Annotated in this window: 19 protein-coding genes and 1 pseudogene; 8 read left to right on the forward strand and 12 right to left on the reverse strand. The window is 70.5% G+C overall.

Annotation, left to right across the window (positions count from 1 at the left end):
- The first annotated feature begins 602 nt into the window (after positions 1-602).
- A complete protein-coding gene (locus IPK24_22725; GenBank protein MBK8078280.1) occupies positions 603-857 on the forward strand; it encodes a hypothetical protein in 255 nt (84 codons plus the stop codon).
- Complete coding sequence (locus IPK24_22730) at positions 857-1321, forward strand: hypothetical protein (protein MBK8078281.1); 465 nt, start codon at positions 857-859, stop codon at positions 1319-1321. The genes IPK24_22725 and IPK24_22730 overlap by 1 nt, the downstream gene beginning before the upstream one ends.
- A gap of 236 nt (positions 1322-1557) precedes the next feature.
- On the opposite strand, the gene IPK24_22735 is transcribed toward IPK24_22730, so the two are convergent.
- Both IPK24_22735 and IPK24_22740 read right to left on the reverse strand, forming a co-directional pair.
- On the reverse strand, positions 1558-1722 hold the full coding sequence (locus IPK24_22735; GenBank protein ID MBK8078282.1) for a hypothetical protein: 165 nt from the start codon (positions 1720-1722) through the stop codon (positions 1558-1560).
- 1519 nt (positions 1723-3241) lie between these two features.
- Entirely contained in the window at positions 3242-3460 is a 219-nt protein-coding gene (locus tag IPK24_22740) for a hypothetical protein (protein ID MBK8078283.1), read from the reverse strand.
- An 868-nt stretch (positions 3461-4328) separates the two neighbouring features.
- Here IPK24_22740 and IPK24_22745 point away from each other — a divergent pair.
- The 4 genes from IPK24_22745 (at position 4329) to IPK24_22760 (ending at position 5617) form a co-directional block, all read left to right on the forward strand.
- Positions 4329-4583 (forward strand): hypothetical protein, encoded by a 255-nt coding sequence (locus tag IPK24_22745; GenBank protein ID MBK8078284.1) that lies wholly within the window; start codon positions 4329-4331, stop codon positions 4581-4583.
- Between the two features lie 349 nt (positions 4584-4932).
- Entirely contained in the window at positions 4933-5187 is a 255-nt protein-coding gene (locus IPK24_22750) for a hypothetical protein (GenBank protein ID MBK8078285.1), read from the forward strand.
- Between the two features lie 32 nt (positions 5188-5219).
- The gene (locus IPK24_22755; protein ID MBK8078286.1) at positions 5220-5468 is read left to right on the forward strand and encodes a hypothetical protein; all 249 of its coding nucleotides are present in this window, start codon (positions 5220-5222) and stop codon (positions 5466-5468) included.
- Positions 5462-5617, forward strand: a complete 156-nt coding sequence (locus tag IPK24_22760; protein ID MBK8078287.1) for a hypothetical protein — start codon at positions 5462-5464, stop codon at positions 5615-5617. The genes IPK24_22755 and IPK24_22760 overlap by 7 nt, the downstream gene beginning before the upstream one ends.
- A gap of 869 nt (positions 5618-6486) precedes the next feature.
- Here the strand turns inward: IPK24_22760 and IPK24_22765 are convergent.
- The 5 genes from IPK24_22765 to IPK24_22785 form a co-directional block, all read right to left on the reverse strand.
- The gene (locus tag IPK24_22765; GenBank protein MBK8078288.1) at positions 6487-6636 is read right to left on the reverse strand and encodes a hypothetical protein; all 150 of its coding nucleotides are present in this window, start codon (positions 6634-6636) and stop codon (positions 6487-6489) included.
- Positions 6637-7022: 386 nt separating this feature from the next.
- Positions 7023-7667 (reverse strand): hypothetical protein, encoded by a 645-nt coding sequence (locus IPK24_22770; GenBank protein MBK8078289.1) that lies wholly within the window; start codon positions 7665-7667, stop codon positions 7023-7025.
- The gene (locus IPK24_22775; GenBank protein MBK8078290.1) at positions 7664-8695 is read right to left on the reverse strand and encodes a hypothetical protein; all 1032 of its coding nucleotides are present in this window, start codon (positions 8693-8695) and stop codon (positions 7664-7666) included. The genes IPK24_22770 and IPK24_22775 overlap by 4 nt, the downstream gene beginning before the upstream one ends.
- 1294 nt (positions 8696-9989) lie before the next feature.
- The gene (locus IPK24_22780) at positions 9990-10400 is read right to left on the reverse strand and encodes a type II toxin-antitoxin system VapC family toxin (GenBank protein ID MBK8078291.1); all 411 of its coding nucleotides are present in this window, start codon (positions 10398-10400) and stop codon (positions 9990-9992) included.
- Positions 10397-10657, reverse strand: a complete 261-nt coding sequence (locus IPK24_22785) for a type II toxin-antitoxin system Phd/YefM family antitoxin (protein ID MBK8078292.1) — start codon at positions 10655-10657, stop codon at positions 10397-10399. Before IPK24_22785 ends, IPK24_22780 begins: the two co-directional genes overlap by 4 nt.
- Positions 10658-10742: 85 nt before the next feature.
- On the opposite strand from IPK24_22785, the gene IPK24_22790 reads away from it, so the two are divergent.
- Both IPK24_22790 and IPK24_22795 read left to right on the forward strand, forming a co-directional pair.
- Positions 10743-11006 carry a type II toxin-antitoxin system Phd/YefM family antitoxin gene (locus tag IPK24_22790; protein ID MBK8078293.1) on the forward strand — a complete coding sequence of 88 codons (264 nt, stop codon included), beginning with the start codon at positions 10743-10745 and terminating at the stop codon, positions 11004-11006.
- On the forward strand, positions 10994-11404 hold the full coding sequence (locus IPK24_22795) for a PIN domain-containing protein (GenBank protein ID MBK8078294.1): 411 nt from the start codon (positions 10994-10996) through the stop codon (positions 11402-11404). Before IPK24_22790 ends, IPK24_22795 begins: the two co-directional genes overlap by 13 nt.
- A gap of 106 nt (positions 11405-11510) precedes the next feature.
- On the opposite strand, the gene IPK24_22800 is transcribed toward IPK24_22795, so the two are convergent.
- From IPK24_22800 to IPK24_22820, 5 genes and pseudogenes are all read right to left on the reverse strand, one after another.
- On the reverse strand, positions 11511-12155 hold the full coding sequence (locus IPK24_22800; GenBank protein ID MBK8078295.1) for a hypothetical protein: 645 nt from the start codon (positions 12153-12155) through the stop codon (positions 11511-11513).
- A gap of 47 nt (positions 12156-12202) precedes the next feature.
- The gene (locus IPK24_22805) at positions 12203-12799 is read right to left on the reverse strand and encodes a hypothetical protein (GenBank protein ID MBK8078296.1); all 597 of its coding nucleotides are present in this window, start codon (positions 12797-12799) and stop codon (positions 12203-12205) included.
- Between the two features lie 155 nt (positions 12800-12954).
- Positions 12955-13521: an MBL fold metallo-hydrolase gene (locus IPK24_22810; protein ID MBK8078297.1), complete on the reverse strand. Its 567-nt coding sequence runs from the start codon at positions 13519-13521 to the stop codon at positions 12955-12957.
- Positions 13522-13659: 138 nt separating this feature from the next.
- Positions 13660-15073, reverse strand: a pseudogene (locus IPK24_22815) (ATP-binding protein).
- Between the two features lie 1024 nt (positions 15074-16097).
- A complete protein-coding gene (locus IPK24_22820) occupies positions 16098-16922 on the reverse strand; it encodes an NERD domain-containing protein (GenBank protein MBK8078298.1) in 825 nt (274 codons plus the stop codon).
- Between the last annotated feature and the right edge of the window lies 1 nt (position 16923).

Below are 16923 nucleotides of genomic sequence, written 5' to 3' on the forward strand. Positions count from 1 at the left end.
CACCTCGGTCGCCGCGGGAGGTTGGCGCAGGTGTTGCCCGGCCGGCGTCCGGTGGATCAGTGGCCGTACTGCATGCAGTGTTCGTAGCCGGCCCGGCCCGGCAGCATCGATCCCCAGTTGGCGGCCTCGCAATGTAGGCCTTCTGGGCCAACGCGGGGCCGAACCATGCCGTGGTGGACGGGGGTGATGTCAGCGTCGGGTCGGGCGTCGTGGCGGCACGATGCCGGCGTGGCAGCACCTTTTTGCCCAAGCCGATGGCCAGGACGATGGCTGCGCGTCGTGGGGTGTTCATGAGAATCCTCCGCGGTGTCGTGGCCCGAGGCTCGAGGCCGGCACCGACAGGACGCTCCGGGGAGCGCGCGCTAACACCCCAGGCGCCGGTTGCCTCCGGCGTGGACTTGCACCACGACCCCGTCCCCGCAGCTGCTCAGGCGGCGTTCTCGACGCTGCTCAGCGCCGTCCGATCATCGACTCCACCACTACGAGGTGGCCTCGCAAGGTGGTCGACGTTGCCAGGCACCACCTGGCTGGACAATGCCGTTTCGGCACGCACCATTGGACAACGCGATGGCGTTGTCGCGCAGCAACTTAGCGTGGAACTCGTGAGCGCACCGGGTCCGATCTACGACAACGCGCTGCGGTACCTGGCCGCCAGCGAACTCGCCCCCCTCTGCGGCTGGCTCGGCATCGCCCCCCTTGGCGAGAACATCCGGGTCAGCGAAGCCCTCGCCGCCGTCACCCGCTACGCCGATCTCCTGATCAGCACCGGCCCCCGACCTGGTCCACGTCGAATTCGTCCGACGCGTCACCCCCGACCTGCCCCTTCGCATGCTCGACTCGCGAGCGCGGATCGCTGATGGCCTGGCCCGGAACCAGCCTCACCCAGATCCTCGTCGTCCTGGCCGACGGACACGTCGCCCCGAACACCCCCGACCAGCAGGCCTTCCGCCACCGCACCCACGTCACCTACCTGCGCGACGCTGACCCGAACACGCTCCTCTCCGGCCCCCGCCTGGCACCGCTGGCCCAGCCTGGCCCTGGCCACGACACCCGCAGAGAGCGCACCGACCTGCTCCGCCGAGCACTGATCGTGATCCGCGACCACGCGCCGCCCGAGCGGTGCGACGACCTGGCCAGCACCGCGCTGGTCCTGGCGGCAATCCGACTCGACCCCGATACCATCGACACAGCCCGCGAGGAGGCCGACATGCCCATCAGTCTCTCGAAGGAACCCTCGCCGGCGACATCATCGCCCAACGCGCCCCACACCCGAGGCCCCACCGAAGGCCGCACCGAAAGGCCTCGCCGTCGGCCGCACTGAAGGTGAAGATCACGACGTTGATCACCTTGTTGACGACCCGCTTCGGTGACGACCCCCCCTCCCCGACCTGGCTCGGATCTCACTCCACACCCGCGCAGGTCTGGGCACCATCCCACGCATCCTGGCCGCCGCCACTCGACGACCTCCTCGCCACGACAGAACCCAGCGAACCGATGGACGAGGCGACCGGCAGCTCCAGCACCTGGGTGAAGACCGCCGGCAGCGCCCCCACCTCGCTACACCCGGACGACAGGCGGCCCCGCGAAGGCAGCGGTGGCGGCGATCCACAGATCATTGGCGTTCGTCCGACGGCCGGCCTCGGCGAGCAGGACCCTCAACCGCGCCAACATCGCGGCCGCCTCGGCATCGATCGGCGGTACCTCTGACGTCCCCGGCGTCATGCCAGGGGCTCCAGATCGTCGGTGGTCTCCCGGCCATGGCCTCGCGGTCGAATGTGGCGCTCGTAGCACGCCGCGAGAGCGCGGCATCGGCACCCAGCGAGCAACTCCGGACCACCCTGCCGGACCGGCAACATGTCCATGGATCTGAACGCCTTGCCCTTGCGGAGCAGGACGACGATGTCCCGCGCGGCACGCTTGCCGATCCAGTGTCCGGTGGGCAGCCTCATGGCAGAGGCCAGATCCGAGGGCGCAGCGCTCGTTTCGGACAACCCTGGATGTGGGTGGGTGATGCAGGCGCCGCTTCGAGATTGCCACCTCACAGGACTCGCGCGCGGTGTTCGCAGCCTGGCAGCTGGCGGCGACCGCACCGGATGGCGATGCGCACGGCGCAGGACCTGCTGGCGCAGCTGGCCGCGCCAGGTCCCATCGCCCTTCGCTGCCGCTACCGGCACCTGGTCCAGCCCGCCAGTGCACCCGTCAAGGCCCGACGCGCTGTCCTGGGACGTCTGGGTCGAGATCATCAGGTCCGAGCGCCCCAGACCCTGCACTGGTCCGCGATCCATCAACAGCGCCCGCGATGTTCGATCGGCTGCGCGACCCCGAACGCTCCCCACGCTCAGAATGGTCACCGTCAACGCCCTGCAAGGCCTCAGCGACGCTGCTCGGCAGAGCGACCAGCACGAGGCGGCAACGCAACTCCTCACCGACGCTCTCGCGACCTAGCCGCTCACGATCGCTACCGGTTCGGGGAAGCGCGGGCACTGGTCTCCACTCCGGCTACACCACGATGACCGTGTCCTCAGCTCCACGAGGCGCTCGACTTCTTCAGGCGAACGTGCCCTCGGCTGGCTCGCGAGATCCCCGACACCCTCTTCACGGCCAACGCCGCGCTCGGCGGGCCTCGCCGAGCAACGCTGCCTCGGCCGGACGCCGCGGCTCGTGACCTGGCGGCGAGGCCTTGCGTGCCTTCGACACGCTCGGCTCCCACAAGGGCTCCGGCACGCCGCCGAGCGACTGCGAGCGCCCAACGCGCCCTCGGCAGTGCACGGAGTGCCCGGGCACTCCACCGTACTCTCGACCACTTTTCGCGCGGGTCCGGCTCTGTAGTCGGTCGAGTCAACGCCCTCGACGGTCTGGGAGAAGCGGCCCCTGGCGGCCGAAATGCCCCGACCGTGCCGCCCGGCACTTCACCGCCGCTCGGGGAGATCGCCGCGGCTACTACCTGCGCGGCCGACTCAACGCGCCGTCCAGGAGCCTGGCCCGCACGGCTCGCGCCGAAGGTCGATGGCGGGCGGCCTGGACTTTCCACCTCCGAGGCGCTCCAGGGCTTTCGGGCGATGGGGGATCTGGTGGGCAAGACGCATTCCCTCGACGGTCTGGCGTTCTGCGCCGGGCACCTGGAGGGCGACGCCGGAAGCTGCGTGTTCAGCTGGATTCGGTGCAGACCCTCGAAGGACTACACGCGGCACGCCCCGACCACGGGCGTTCAACTCGAGTACCGCAAGCGCTTCACGGGGATCTACCAGGCGGCCCGCGCTCCGGCGCTCGCCCTGGACGACGCCGCGGCGCCGCGTACCTGCTGGAGTGCCTCGCCGGACGCCCGCCTCGCCGGCCTGCTCAGAATCCCGATGCCCACGAACGGCGCGGATGCCGCCGGGCTCACCGCCTGCCCGGCCGCCATGGCCGACCGGCTGGCCAGGCGGCCGTCACCACCGACGCAGGACCGCAGGGAACGCATCGCCAGGCTCCTGGGCGCCACCGCCATCCCGGCACAGCGTGGCCAAGACGTCCCGCAACGAACTCGACGGTCTGGCCGCCTCACGTTGTTTCCTGCCCCTGGACCCCGGGAGGCGACAGCCCTGCTGGCGCAGCCGTCCAGAACAGATTGCACGTGCTCGTCCTGGCCGTCGGCGCCACCCGACCGGGCGAACTGTGTCACCAGTGGCGCGGCCACGGGCGGGCGACGTACACTCTCGGCTGCGTCGGCCTCCGCAGGACACCCTGGGGTCGATTGGGTCAGTACACCGCGGTACGTCCGGATGCCCGGGCATCGCCGATCTCGCGCCACTCACCCCTTTGCTCCCCGGAGCGGCTGAGGTCGCGCTCCCGACCGCCGACGCGGAGGCCGCCGTTCCCTGCTGTTGGTGCCCCCGGGCGGATTGTGGATACTGCCGTGGCCCGCGGTCAGCCTCGGACCCGACCGAGTGCTCGGTGAGGTCGCCCACCTGAGCCTGTGCCCCTCGCTCACCGTGCACCGGGCTCTGATCCGGCGAACCCCCCGCTGCCTCGGCTACGGACGTCTGCGGGGCAGGCCCCAGCCCCACCCAGATCTGGCACAACCCGACTCTCGCCGCCACAGATACCGGCTGGACTCGGCGCTCGGCCGCGAGCCGGGTACTGATCGCGGACGCCGCCACCGCCGACGCGCACTGCTCGCGGCGCCGTCCCGACCGGTGGGTGATCGCCGGGCATGGTCGCCCGATCGACCGGTCCGCCTATCTGGAGCTGGCACCCGGCGAGATCGTCACCACCGCGGAGTTGCTGGCCGCCAGGCCGCTGAGCGACTGGCCCTGATCTGCTGCTGGGGCGCAGCGGACCGGGCCTCGGTGACCGGGGATCCGTTGACTTTGGCCGTGATCGCCCTGGTGGCCGGAAGCCGCGAGGTTCTGGCCACGGTCGGTGAACTGGCCGATTCCCCCGAAGCGACGTTCTTCGTGCAACGGATTCTCGCCACGCGGGCACCGGAACTGCCGGGTGCGGTGACGCAGGCCACCAGGGCGTTGCTCGCCGGGCCTGGCATGCGCAAGGCGCCCGTAGCACACTGGGCGCCGATCATCACTCTCGGCGCAGGAGGAGCCTGATGACCGATCCCTTGCCTGGGGAAGGACGCTCCGCTGGCAGCGCGGTGGACCGATCTCGCCTATGACCTGCTCGTCGCAGGCGACATCACGGCCGTGATCCGGGTCGAGGGCGACGTCTCGCTGGAGCTGATCTCCGGCCCGTGTCCGCGCTGCCATGATCGCTTTGCGCACGCGGCGCCCCGCTCCGGGGTATCCGGCAACGCCGGAGTCCTCGCCCACGAGCAGGCCAGGTTGCCGTCGGATTGGGTATTCGTCGATCTGTGGTGTGAGTGCCCGAACTGCACCGGTCGCCCCGAGGGCCGTGCGGGGTGCGGGGTGGCTTCAGGGTTCCGGCGCGGATCGTGACGCCGTGAGCACCCACCGCCGATCGACCCACCCGCCCCTGGCTCGGCGACGACGCCTAGCGGCTCGTCGCCCGCGGTACCGCCGCGCCCTCCAGGACCGCCGCACGTCCTCGATGCAGGATGTGGAGGACTTCGCCGCGCTCGTGGCGAACTCGTTGACCGATGTGCGATCCACCGCCGAGAAATGGCGCACCGGGCTCGCCGCCCTGATCACCCTGGTCAGCACCGCCTGGGATCAAGGGACCAGAGAATGCACGTGACCCGTCGACGGGTTGGCGATTGACCGTCACCGGTGCGCTCGCCCTGGGTCTCGTACTCGCGGTGGCGGGCTGTGGTCCGCCTCACCGCCGCCGCCGGCGTTCCCGCCATGGTCACCCTCGATGCGGTGCTCGCGGACCACGCATCGGTGAGGGCTGGATCGCCAGGCGGGGCCCTCAGCACCTCGCCGGGGCTCGGCCCGGGGGGCATCGGCCTCAAGGATCTGCTGTTCGGCATGCTGGCATGGTGGTGGGCGCCGGTCACGCAGAACGCCCCGTGCTGAAGGTCACCACCGGCGGAGATGTCGTGTGCGGTGAGGTGCTCTCTGCCGATCATGGGAGGATCCAGCTGAAGGTCGCCGGTGAGGAGTCACCGCGCACCATCGCGCTGGACCGGGTGGAGAACCTGGCTGCGGCAATGTCCTGCTCGTGACCCAAGGCGAGGTACCGCGCACGATGCCCTCATCGCGGCCTCTGCCCGCGGCAACCAAAGTCGCGGTGTAGGGCGATCCCACCGTGGCAGGAGCGAGCGTCGTCGGCGCTCCAGATCACGGCACCGGGGGCTTCAACGTCCTCGGCGTGCACTGGTGGCTCAACTCCGATTCGCTGAGCGTGGGAAAGTGCCCGCGACACCCTGCGAAACGTCATCGCTCGGAGCTGGAAGGCGCCTACTGCGACGGTGATCCACAGCGGCTTGCCCTGCACCGTCTGCCGCTTGCCGTAGTCGCGGCCCCGAACTCGTGGCCACGACCCACAATTCGTACGCAGAACCGTTGCGCAAGTAGCGTGGCGCGCGGCCGCCCTTCCCCAAACGGCACCCGGCCGAGGTCTGCACGTCGCCTGGCCTGCGGAGCCGCGATCGTGCCCGCCGTCCTGGGAACGGGTCTCTCCCCCTCGACCTGGGTCGCTCCCGCCGGTTGTTCACCGAGGCGCAACGTCTGGCCTTGGCCACCCTCTACGACACCTGCACCGTCGACGGCTGCGACCGACCGTTCGCCTGGTCCGAGATCCATCATCTGCAGAATGCCCTTGCCCTTGGCCAAGTACCCATGCGCGTTCCACCCCGCCACCGGCTTCAACGCGGCGTCCAGCGCCCGCGAACCACGCCACGCACCCGGCAGAATCGCTGCCACCGGTGCTGCGACGTCCGCAGGTAAGGCAGCCGGATCGGTGGCGAGCGCCTGCCACGTCGCGATGTCGGCCGGGGCCAGGGTGACGAGGGCGTCGATCCAGTACGTCGACGGGCCAGGGTTGCGGGCTCGCCGAAGGTGCCGCTCGCCCATCCGATGTGCTGCGGCTTCGTCAGGCCCGGCAAGCGTTCACCACCGGCGCCGCATCGGCCTTCAGACCGCCGTCGATGCTCTTGGTCGCCGGCGCTACCGCGGTCGACGTCGACGAGGTGCCACATCCGGCGAGCAGTGAGGCCACTGCCACCCCGATCGCCGCCGTCACGACCGGACGCCGGCTCCGCGGCGCCCACGGGAACTCGGTCGTTGATCAGGTCGTGGCGCCTCATGCACGACAGTCTTCCAGCGCAGTATTCGCGATCAGGTGCAGCAGAGTCCACGCGAGAATGTCCCCTTGGGACCGCGGCCGGAGCAACGGCACCAACAGCAGGCGTCGCTTCTTTCGGCGAAGTCGACCGTAGCGTTCTTGCGAACTAGAACGGTGGCGTCGGCAGCGAGGGTGGCCGGCCAACACGCTGGCCGCCAATGTCTGTCCGACCAGGTCTTCAGCGCCCGGCGGGTCATTGCTCGACCTGCACGGGTGGGCCGCCGGAATCTGATCATCACCGCCGCTGCAGAGTGATCGATCGCCGGCGGCCACCCGCGCCCGGCCTACCTGCGCAGCTCCCGGGTCAGCTTGCTGCCTCGCGCGAAGTCGTCGGCCAACGCCTCACCGAATTCGCGCATCGCCGCCGGGATGGCCTCGGCGAACAGCTCCTCCGGTGCGGGAAGGGCCTTGACCCGGGTCCCGGCGTCGTCCGCGGCCGCCTGTAGCGTCAAGGCCGCTTCTCTGGTCGCCTTCACCAGATGCCCGAGGACGAGCTCCTCGATCGGTTCGGGAGCAGCCCGCAACCAGTCGGTCTGCGGCTCGAAGTCGCGCAGGGTCTCCCACGGCCAGAGCTTGCGCTGCCAGATGATCTCCCAGATCCGTTCGGTCACCCAGCAGGGGCCGTACTTCACGATCAGGTGCTGACGCAGGGCGGCGCCGAGTTCGGTCACCGCGGCCTGCTTCACGTACTCCTGCATGCCGACGTCCTGGAAGTGGCTCGCCGCCACGCTGAGCCACAAGCAGTTGGTCGAGATGCCCGGCGGGTTCAACCACACCGCGAGATTGATGTAGTAGCGGCTGATCTTCTGCCAGTCGATCGTGTTGGCGGCGCTGATCACATTGATGTTGACGTCCATCCAGTGGTGCCAGGTCGAGTCGGTGGCGACCCGCCCCACCCCGGCTTGGTGCCCGTCGTAGACCGAGATCATCGGGAATCGCGCCCGCGCCGCTGCGGCCCCTGGGCGAAGTTGTACGGCGGGTCCCCGAGCGTGCTGCCATAGGCGATGATCTTCGGCAGCGGCTGCGGGCCTCCCGTGGTCGACGGCGGGTAGACCGGGCGGGGGCCGGCGCCGTCGAAGTCGTAGGTGTCCGACGCGGGGATCGCTGCCGTCTCGACGCACAGACCCTCGTGGGCGTGGTCGGGCATGACATCGATCGGCCCCAGCTCCGGGTGGCACAGCACCAGGTGCGGCCGCTTGCGGAAGGCGAACGGCCAGAACGAGTACTGCGCCGGCACCCAGTGGATCGGCTGGACGACGAGATCGCCCTGATGAGAGGAGTTACCCAGGTCAGCCGGGCCGCCCGGGGCACCGGGCTCGAATGCCGCGGACGGCGGCCGCAGCGTATCGATGCGCGCCGGCGTACCGATGGGCGGGACGCCGTCGGCATTCGTCCAGCGCCGCATGGTGCCCAGGCGCGGGATCCGCCGGCACATCGACGCACCCAGGAAGTGGTGGTCGCCGGTGCCGAACAGCCCTCCCTGCCGGGTGTCCATCCAGTGAGCCAGTACCGCCAGTTCGGCGTCGCCGGCCGGAAAGGCGAAGGGCAGGTCGATCTCGGCGTCGTCGAGGTTGCCCGAGTTGCTCGGCTTGAACCCGAAGCACCACACCTGGTCGTAACGGTCGATCACCGCCGAGCCGCCCGTCTGCATGTCGAACCGGAACCCGCGATACCGCGGCTGGTACGGGCCGGGTGACGTCACCACGCTGGGCGCCTCCCCGTTGCGCAGCGCGATGTCGACGGTGAAGCGCAGGCAGCCCACGACGGCACCGCGGATCAGCTCGATCACCCGCGAGAGCCCGAAGTCGTCGACGGGGCTCGTGGAGATCTCGGTGTCGACGACGATCAGGATTCGGGTGCGCCGGAACAGCGGCCACCGCTCGATCCAGTCGGCGAACAGTCGTCGGTACTCGGGATTGAGGTGTAGCTCGGTGAGCAGGTCCTTGTCGATCGGCATGATGATTCCCCCCGGAGGTCGGCTGGATCCGGCCGGAGACCGTTGATCACCAGTCGGTTACTGGACATGAGGCGCCACGGCCAAGACCAGATACACCGGCGCTGAGGAAGGTCACGTCGTCCGAAAGCTCGGCCGCAGGCACCCTGCGGCACTCGTATGTGGTCGACTACCCCGCCAGGAGCCGAGCGCCCTCACCGGATGGCTGTGGCAACCGGCGACTCTGGCCAGGGAGTGGTCCGGCGACTCCGGGTGCACAGCCGTCATCCGCTCACCCTCGGCGAGCAACTCGGCCACGAGGATCGACGTGATGCTCAGCGGCCGGACCTGGCGTCCGGCTCCCACCAGGCTACGGGGTCGTGGATCACCCGAATCCTGAGGCGCTGGTTCATGGTGCTGTTGTATCCCAGTCATGCGTGGACGAGGCAGAGTCGACGCACATGGGCTGGCACATTTGCCGTTCAGGTGGTCCCATCATCCACTATCATGCGCAATCTCAGGTACTTGATATCTCCATGACAGCGGGACAGGGGACCGTCAATGCGTTTCGCCTCGTGACACTGCTTCGCAGAAGGAGTGGTAAACCCCGTAGGGCGAAACCGGCTGCCTGACAGAGGGCTCGCCGATCCCGACAATGAGTCTCGCGGCTGAACGGCCCTGGTTGCGAGGAGCCAGTGCTAGCATCCCGCAATGCGATGGGGGAAGCTCGCGCGTTCGGTTCCTGTTCTGGCATGCGCTCTTCTACTGGCCGGCTGCTCGAGGCAAGCAGCTGCCAACGGGGCTGACGATGTCGCGCGAGGAGGTGCGCGCGTCCTCGGAGATCTGTTCAGCGAAGCACCGGTCTCGGGCGTCTATCGACCGACGCGGTTGCCGGGCGTCCAGATACCACAGGCCCAGTTGCCTCAGGTCCAGGCGACGTCGATGACCACGGCGGAGCAGCTTCGAAATCGCCATCTTGCGCCGCTCGACCGATTGAACGCCAAGTCGGTGAGTGAGACTGCCTGTCAGGCCAACACCCTCTGGGAATTGCGTCAGGCGGAAACACTCGACGAAGCTATCGGCCAGGCTGTCCGAGAGCATGGCGGGGACGTCATGTTGAGAGCGCGCATCGAGGCCCTCACGAAAGATCTCGCCTCGCCGAGGGCGGACAATTCAGGCCAAGGCGGCGCTGCGCCGACGCTCGACATCTTCGGGTCGACCGAAGATCACGACATTTGTGTTCTGCGAGGGGATCTCCAGGGAGTATGGGGCCTGACGCAGGCCTCCTCCAACAACAGCTTTACCGGTGCTCAGCCGGTCACACCCGGACGACGACCAGCCCGGCCAGGCCCTCGACAGCCGAGAAGTCGTCGTCCTGGGTCACGACGGGCAGCCCCCGCGAGGCAGCGGTGGCGGCGATCCACAGATCATTGACGTTCGCCCGGCGGCCGGACTCGGCGAGCAGGACTCGCAGCCGCGCCCACATCACGGCTGCCTCGGCATCGATCGGCAGCACTTCGACGTCGGCGATCGCCTCGACCGTCGCCAGGCGCCGGGCGCGGGTATCGGTGTCGCGGGCGGCGAGAACCCCGGCGTGAAGTTCGGCCAGCGTGACCACACTGATGGCGCTCTCGTCGGGAACGCGCGCGGCGTCCAGCGGCCGCCCCGATTCGGCGGCGATGAACACACTCGTGTCCAAGACCCCCCGCGACGGCGCCGCCGGCGTCATGCCAGGGGCCCGAGATCGTCGGTGGTCTCCCCGGCCAGGGCCTCGAGGTCGTGCCGCAGGCCGGGGTCAGCCTGGACGATCTCGAGTCGGCGGACCAGCTCAGCGCGCGTGATCCAGCGTCGGCGGCGGGCTTGAACAGGTACCACGCGAGCCACCTGGCGACCGTTGACGGTCACCACCACGTCTTCGCCGGCAGCCACCCGCCGCAACACCTCCGCCGTGTGATTGCGCAGGTCACGCGAGGGAACCTCGGTCATGCTACGAATGTAGCACTCTCGTAGCCGGGCTTCACTCGGCTCGGGCATCCCTGGACTCAACATCTGAATCAGATAGTCTGATCGCATGAGGGAGATGTCGGCATCCGAGGTCGCTCGCAGCTTCTCGGCCGCGCTCGACGGCGCCGAGAGCGGCGAGACCATCGTCATCACGCGCGGTGGTCGCCGCGTCGCGATGCTGGTGCCGGCGCCTCGGGCCAACGGCAAGGCGGTGCTCGACGTCCTGGCCACCTGGCGCGGTCGGCTCGCCGTCGACGACGCGTTCGCGGCGGCCGTCGAGAATGCGGACCAGAGCGAGCCGGGTCTCGACGAGGACCCATGGCGCGCCTGATCCTCGATACGGGGGTGATCGTCGCCGCCGTCCGCGGCGATCGCCCGCTGAGCCTGGACGCGATCGCAGATCAGGACGACGTCGCCGTCCCCGCCGTCGCTGTGGCCGAATTCCTGACCGGCGTCGAGCTGGACGACGACCCCGCTCGCCGAGCCGCTCAGGCGGCGTTCCTCGACGAGCTGCTGGGCGCCGTCCCGATCACCGACTACACCACCGAGGTGGCGCGTCACCATGCCGCGCTGCTGGCCCACGTGCGCCGCACCGGACGACCCCGCGGCGCCCACGACCTCATCATCGCTGCCTCGGCCCGAGCCACCGGACGCATCCTGCTCACCACGGACGCGAAGGCCGACTTCGGCGAGCTTCCCGAGGTCGAGCATCGCCTGCTGACTCACTGACCCTGCGAAAGCCTCGCCGCCGTCACCCGCTACGCCGACCTCCTGATCAGCACCGGCCCCGACCTCGTGCGTCGAATTCGCCCGACGCGTCACCCCCGACCTGCCCTTACGCATGCTCGACTACCGAGCCCGGATCATGATGGCCTGGCCCGGAACCAGCCTCACCCAGATCCTCGTCGTCCTGGCCGACGGCCACGTCGCCGAACACCTCCACGACCAGCACGCGTTGCACCACCGCACCCACGTCACCTACCTGCGCGACGCTGACCCGACCACGCTCCTCTCCAGCCCCGCCCTGGCACCGCTGGCCACGTTGGCGCGGGCCACGACACCCGCAGAACGCACCGACCTGCTCCGGCGAGCACTCATCGTGATCCGCGACCACGCCCCACCAGAGCGGCGCGACGACCTGGCCAGCACCGCACTTGTCCTGGCCGCGATCCGACTCGACCCGGATACCATCGACACAGCCCGCAAGGAGGCCGACATGCCCATCAGTCTCGAAGGAACCGTCGCCGGCGACATCATCGCCCAACGCGCCCACACCGCAGGCCTCGCCGAAGGTGAGGTCACGACGTTGATCACCTTGTTGACGACCCGCTTCGGTGACGACCCCCGCGTCCCCGACCTGGCTCGGATCCTCCACACCCGCGCAGGTCTGGGCACCATCCCACGCATCCTGGCCGCCGCCACACTCGACGACCTCCTCGCCACGACAGAACCCAGTGAACCGATGGACGACGACCGGCATCCGGAGCACGGGGTAAGGCGCAGCGTCCTCGGCTCAGCCGAACGCTTTCACCGGATGGCCGTGGCAACCACCTGTTCGGACGCCGTCCCGGTCAGTCGAGCCCACGCGGAGACGGCCGCCGCGAGCGCGAGCACCGACCCGGCCAGCGCCTGCGGACCGCCCTGCCGCACGATCACGGCGTCCATCGACGAGAACGCCGTGCCCTTGCCGGCCAGCACCAGGATGTCCCGCGCAGCACGCTTGCCGGTCCAATGCCCACCGGGCAGCCTCGTGGCGGCGGCCAGACCCGCGGGCGCAGCGTCGTCCTGACCCGAGAGCCAGGCATCGAGCAGACCGAGCGCGATCCCCAGGCAACTGGCGACCGTGGCCACGGACTGGTCCGGCGACTCGGGGCGCACCTGGTCGAGCAGCTCTCCCGCGACGGCGGACTCGCCGTCCACGATCGCCTGGACGACGCGGCGCAACGTGACCACCGCGACGTCGCGGGCGGCCCCCACCGGGGTCGACAACTCCAGATTGCGTCGCTCGACGGCACGCTGCATCGCCGCCTGCAGGGCAGCCAGGTCGTCGACCTCGAGATTGTCGACGTCGAAACCTTCCTCGGCCAGCAGCGGCGCGAGCTCACGCAAGAGCTCCTGCGCCATGCCCGGGCGGTGCTCGATACGCAACGGTCCAACGGTCGGTTCGGGAGTACCTCGACGCAAATCGGCCATGCCCCATTCTCATCGACGTCGACCGCGCCGAACAGTTGCCGCGCTTCGCCGACCGCTGCAGCGATGGCGGTTCAGGGACCTCGAGATCAGCTCTGGCTGCCGTGCCCCGACCGCCACGGCTGGTGCTCGTGTGAGAGCCAGACCAGCTCGGGGTCGAGTGCACGCACCAGCCGCTGGCCCTCGGTGCGCGGCTCGTCGAGCTCGCCGAAGAAGACCGCCGTGTCACCGCCGATCACGATCGGACGCCCGTCCGTCTCGAGGACGACCACCTGCGAACCCGGCGTGTGGCCCGGCGCCGGCACGAGCCGCAGCCCCGGCAGCACCTCGAGCTCGCCGTCGACGGGCACGTACTGCACGCCCGGCGCATCGACCCACTCCCGGATCGTGTAGTCGTCCAGGCCGCGCGCGTCGTCCAGCTCTCGGCGCTGGACGTAGATGGGCCTGCCGGCGAACAGATGGTTGCCGCCGCAATGGTCGAAGTGCAGATGGGTGCTGATGACCAGGTCGATGCCCGCCAGGTCGACATCCGGCTGCTCACTCAGCGGCATCAGTCGCAGGTCCATGTCGGCCACCGCCGGGTGCAGCTGTGTCAGGCCGGTGTCGACCAGCACCCGCGCCTCGGGGTGGTCGATGAGGTGCACGTACACCGGCATCCGCTCGCCCTCGGCGAGCAGCTCGGCCACCAGGATCGGGGTGATGGTCACTCGGGGCCGTGCAGGTCGGTGCGGTCGGAACGTCGGGCGGCCATGACTGCATCCTGCCAGGACAAGACCGTCACCGCGGGACAGCGATCAACGGTAGGCCGCGAGCAGCTGGTCTGGACCGATCACCGTAAGGCCGTCGATGCTGGCCCCGCTGCGGGAGACTGCCACCCGGGTCGTGGTGTCGTGCGCACCAGGCAGTTGAGGCGATGGGCAACCGAGCCAGGTCGTGACCGTCGAAGGGACGCTCGGACTGCCACTTGATCGAGCCGACGAAGGTGAGTCGTTGAGCCACCGGCTCACGGTCGGCCCCCACCAGGTCGATCTCCGGGTCGTTGCTTCGCGTCCAATAGCCGCCGATCACCCGCGTTCCCTCCGGGAGTACCCCATCCGGTAGGCGCCGAAGAGCTTGGCGAACAACAGGTTCCACGGCACGCCCTCGCCACGCATTCCAACCGTCACGGATGCGCGCGAGCACCAGGTCGCCTCGCCCGCGGTCGATCTCGGCCAGATGCCCGAGGAACGTCAGCCAGAACCGCAGGTGAGGATCAGCCACGCTGTACCGGGTTTCCCGCGAGGGTCTGGTCGACAACGGCACGGCGGCCTCGACGATCCTCTTGTCGATCAGCAGCTGTAGCGCCCGCTGGAGAGAGGCCTGAGGCAAGCCGCCGGCGGCCCGCCCGATCAGTGAGAAGGTCCGCTCACCCGAGCCGATGGCCCCCAGGACGGCGCGAGCCTGGGCGGACGGCGGGAACTCGGCCGCCAACGCACGCTCCCCGCTGACCAACAACGCCGACGTCGGGTCGGCGACGACCTCGGCCAGGTGCTCGGCCACCCCTGCACCGGGCCGCCATTCGTCCAACACGAGCGGCAATCCACCGGAGACGAGGTATGCGTCGAACGCCTCCGATGCCGGCACCTGCAGCATCTCGGCCACATCCGCGGGGCTCAAGGGCGGGATGACCATCTCGGTGGCGCGCTGATGAAACGGGCGCCCGTAATCGTTGAGCGCCTCCATCATCGCCACGTCTGAACCGATGCCGATCACGAGCACGGGCAGCCGCGACAGCTCACGATCGAACACCTTTTGCAGCGTTCCCTCGAGCCCCTGGTCGTTGGCCACCAGGTAGGGCAGTTCGTCCAGGACGACGATGCTGGGCCGATCCGTCGGCACGGCCCGGGTCAGAAGGGTCAGGGCGGCATCCCACGACTGTGGGTTCTGTTCAACGAAGACCCCGGCGCCCGGCAGGTCCGACGCCGCAGCCGCAGCCACGAACAAGGCCAGGTCGGCCGCAGTCGTCGGCTGCGCCGAGGCCGTGAAGAAGAGGAAGGGCATGCCAGCGCGCTCGACGAACTCCTCCACCAGGCGGGACTTGCCAACCCGCCGCCGTCCCCGCATGAGGACGGCGCGACCCGGCCGCCCGGTGCGACCGCCTTCGGCAACCCGCCCCAACAGCCGATCCAACGCCGCCAACTCGGTCCGCCGACCGATGAACCCCGCCACGTTCACCTCGCAAGACACTCACCTGTGAAACACTCACCGCTGAGTGTATCGGCCCGACGTCTCGCCGGCCTGACATCACCAGCCGAAGAGGATCTCCTCCGCCGGGCACTGACTCATCGCTCAACCGGTGAGGAACTCCCCCAACAGTGCCCGAAGGCCACATTCCACAGCGTGCCGCCGTGGTCGAGTTCGCCGGGGCCGTTCGCCGGCGCGCGACGAAGGGGGGGGGGGGCCCCGGGGGGGGGGGCCCGGGGGGGGGGGGCGGGGGGGGGGGGGGGGGGGGGGGGCCCCCCCGGGGGGGGGGGGGGGGGCCCGCCCCCGCCGCCGGGGGCGCGGTCGAAGAGCGTGCCTCGCATCCGCGGGCGCAGCGGGAACGTCGTCTCGTTGATCGCGGCGAGCTCGTCGCGCGCAGCGTCGTCCAGCTCGCTCGCGGGCACCCCGGCCGCCAGGCGCACCAGCGCGGCAGGCCCGGGGGGGGGGGGGGTGGGGGGGGGGGGGCGGGCGCGCGGGCTGGGGGGGGGGGGGGGGGGGGGGGGGGGGGGGGGGGGGGGGGGGGGGGGGGGGGGGGGGGGGGGGGGGGGGGGGGGGGGGGGGGGGGGGGGGGGGGGGGGGGGGGGGGGGGGGGGGGGGGGGGGGGGGGGGGGGGGGGGGGGGGGGGGGTGGGGGGGGGGGGGGGGGGGGGGGGGGGGGGGGGGGGGGGGGGGGGGGGGGGGGGGGGGGGGGGGGTGGGGGGGGGGGTGGGGGGGGGGGTGTGCGCGCGGTGGTCGGGCCGGCGCCCAGTCGGCGCCGTGCCCAGTCGACGCCCTGGTCCCACCCGCCGCCGCTGCCGTGGAGCACCAGAACCCTTGGGCCGGAACCGAATCGCGCATACCGGACGACGCCGCGCGGCGTCCGGACGTCGGCCACAGGGCACCTCGGGCTGGGCGAGACGGCGCTCGGCGGCACGCATCTCGGTGCGGTAAGAGCGTGTGGTGGCCATGGCTGCATGGTGCCAGGGCGTGGCCCGTGGATGCGGGCGGGCGGCTCAAGCGGATCGGAAGGCGCCCGCCAGCACGCGATGCCAGTGGTCGATGCCCGCCTGGTCGAGCGCCCGTGCGCGGCGCAGGTGGTCGCGGATCTTCTTCGGCCACAGGACGTGGATGTCGTCGATCACCAGCGGGCCGCTGCCGGGCGGCCACTCCGCGTCCACGAAACAGAGCATGCCGGTGACCGGCACGCCCTCGCCGCCGTGGGCCGCCAGGACCTCCCGGACCTTCTGCACCTGCCACGGCATGCCATCGCCGTCGCGATCTCGCCGCCGACGACGAGTGGGCGCGCGGGGCCCCCCGCCCGGGGTCCGGGCGCGTCCGCCGTCCGGGGGCGGTAGTTTTTGGCACGCCGGGGGCCGGCGGGAGGCGAGATGGTCGATGTTGGCTCGCGTCCGCGGGATGCGTCGGTCGTGCAGCACCAGAACGCCGCGTGGGGTCAGCTGGTCGAGCCAGTGCGCGACCACCTGCTCACCACGCGCCCCCGCCGCCCAGGCCCTGGTGCTCTGCGGCTCGTCCGACAAGGCCAGGATCAGCCGGCCGAGGATCGGGTGTTCGGCTCGGATCCTGGCCTCGCGCTTGGCCGCGCGGCGGTCGTACTGCCGCTGGGCCGAGCCGCCCGCCGTGCCCGGCGCGATGCGCTGCCTCGGGAGGTCGGCCACCGGATCGGGCGGGTCTGGCGTCGCCGGCTCGGCGCAGGGTCGACACGTGACGGTCTTCGTCGACCGGTCGTAGTAGGCCGTGGTCGTGGCCGGAACCGTCGCTCCGCAGGCGACGCACTGCCCTGGGTATCGCAACGTCATCAGGCCCGTCGAGCCAGCCATG

This window comes from Kineosporiaceae bacterium (genome assembly GCA_016713225.1).
Classification (GTDB): domain Bacteria; phylum Actinomycetota; class Actinomycetes; order Actinomycetales; family Kineosporiaceae; genus JADJPO01.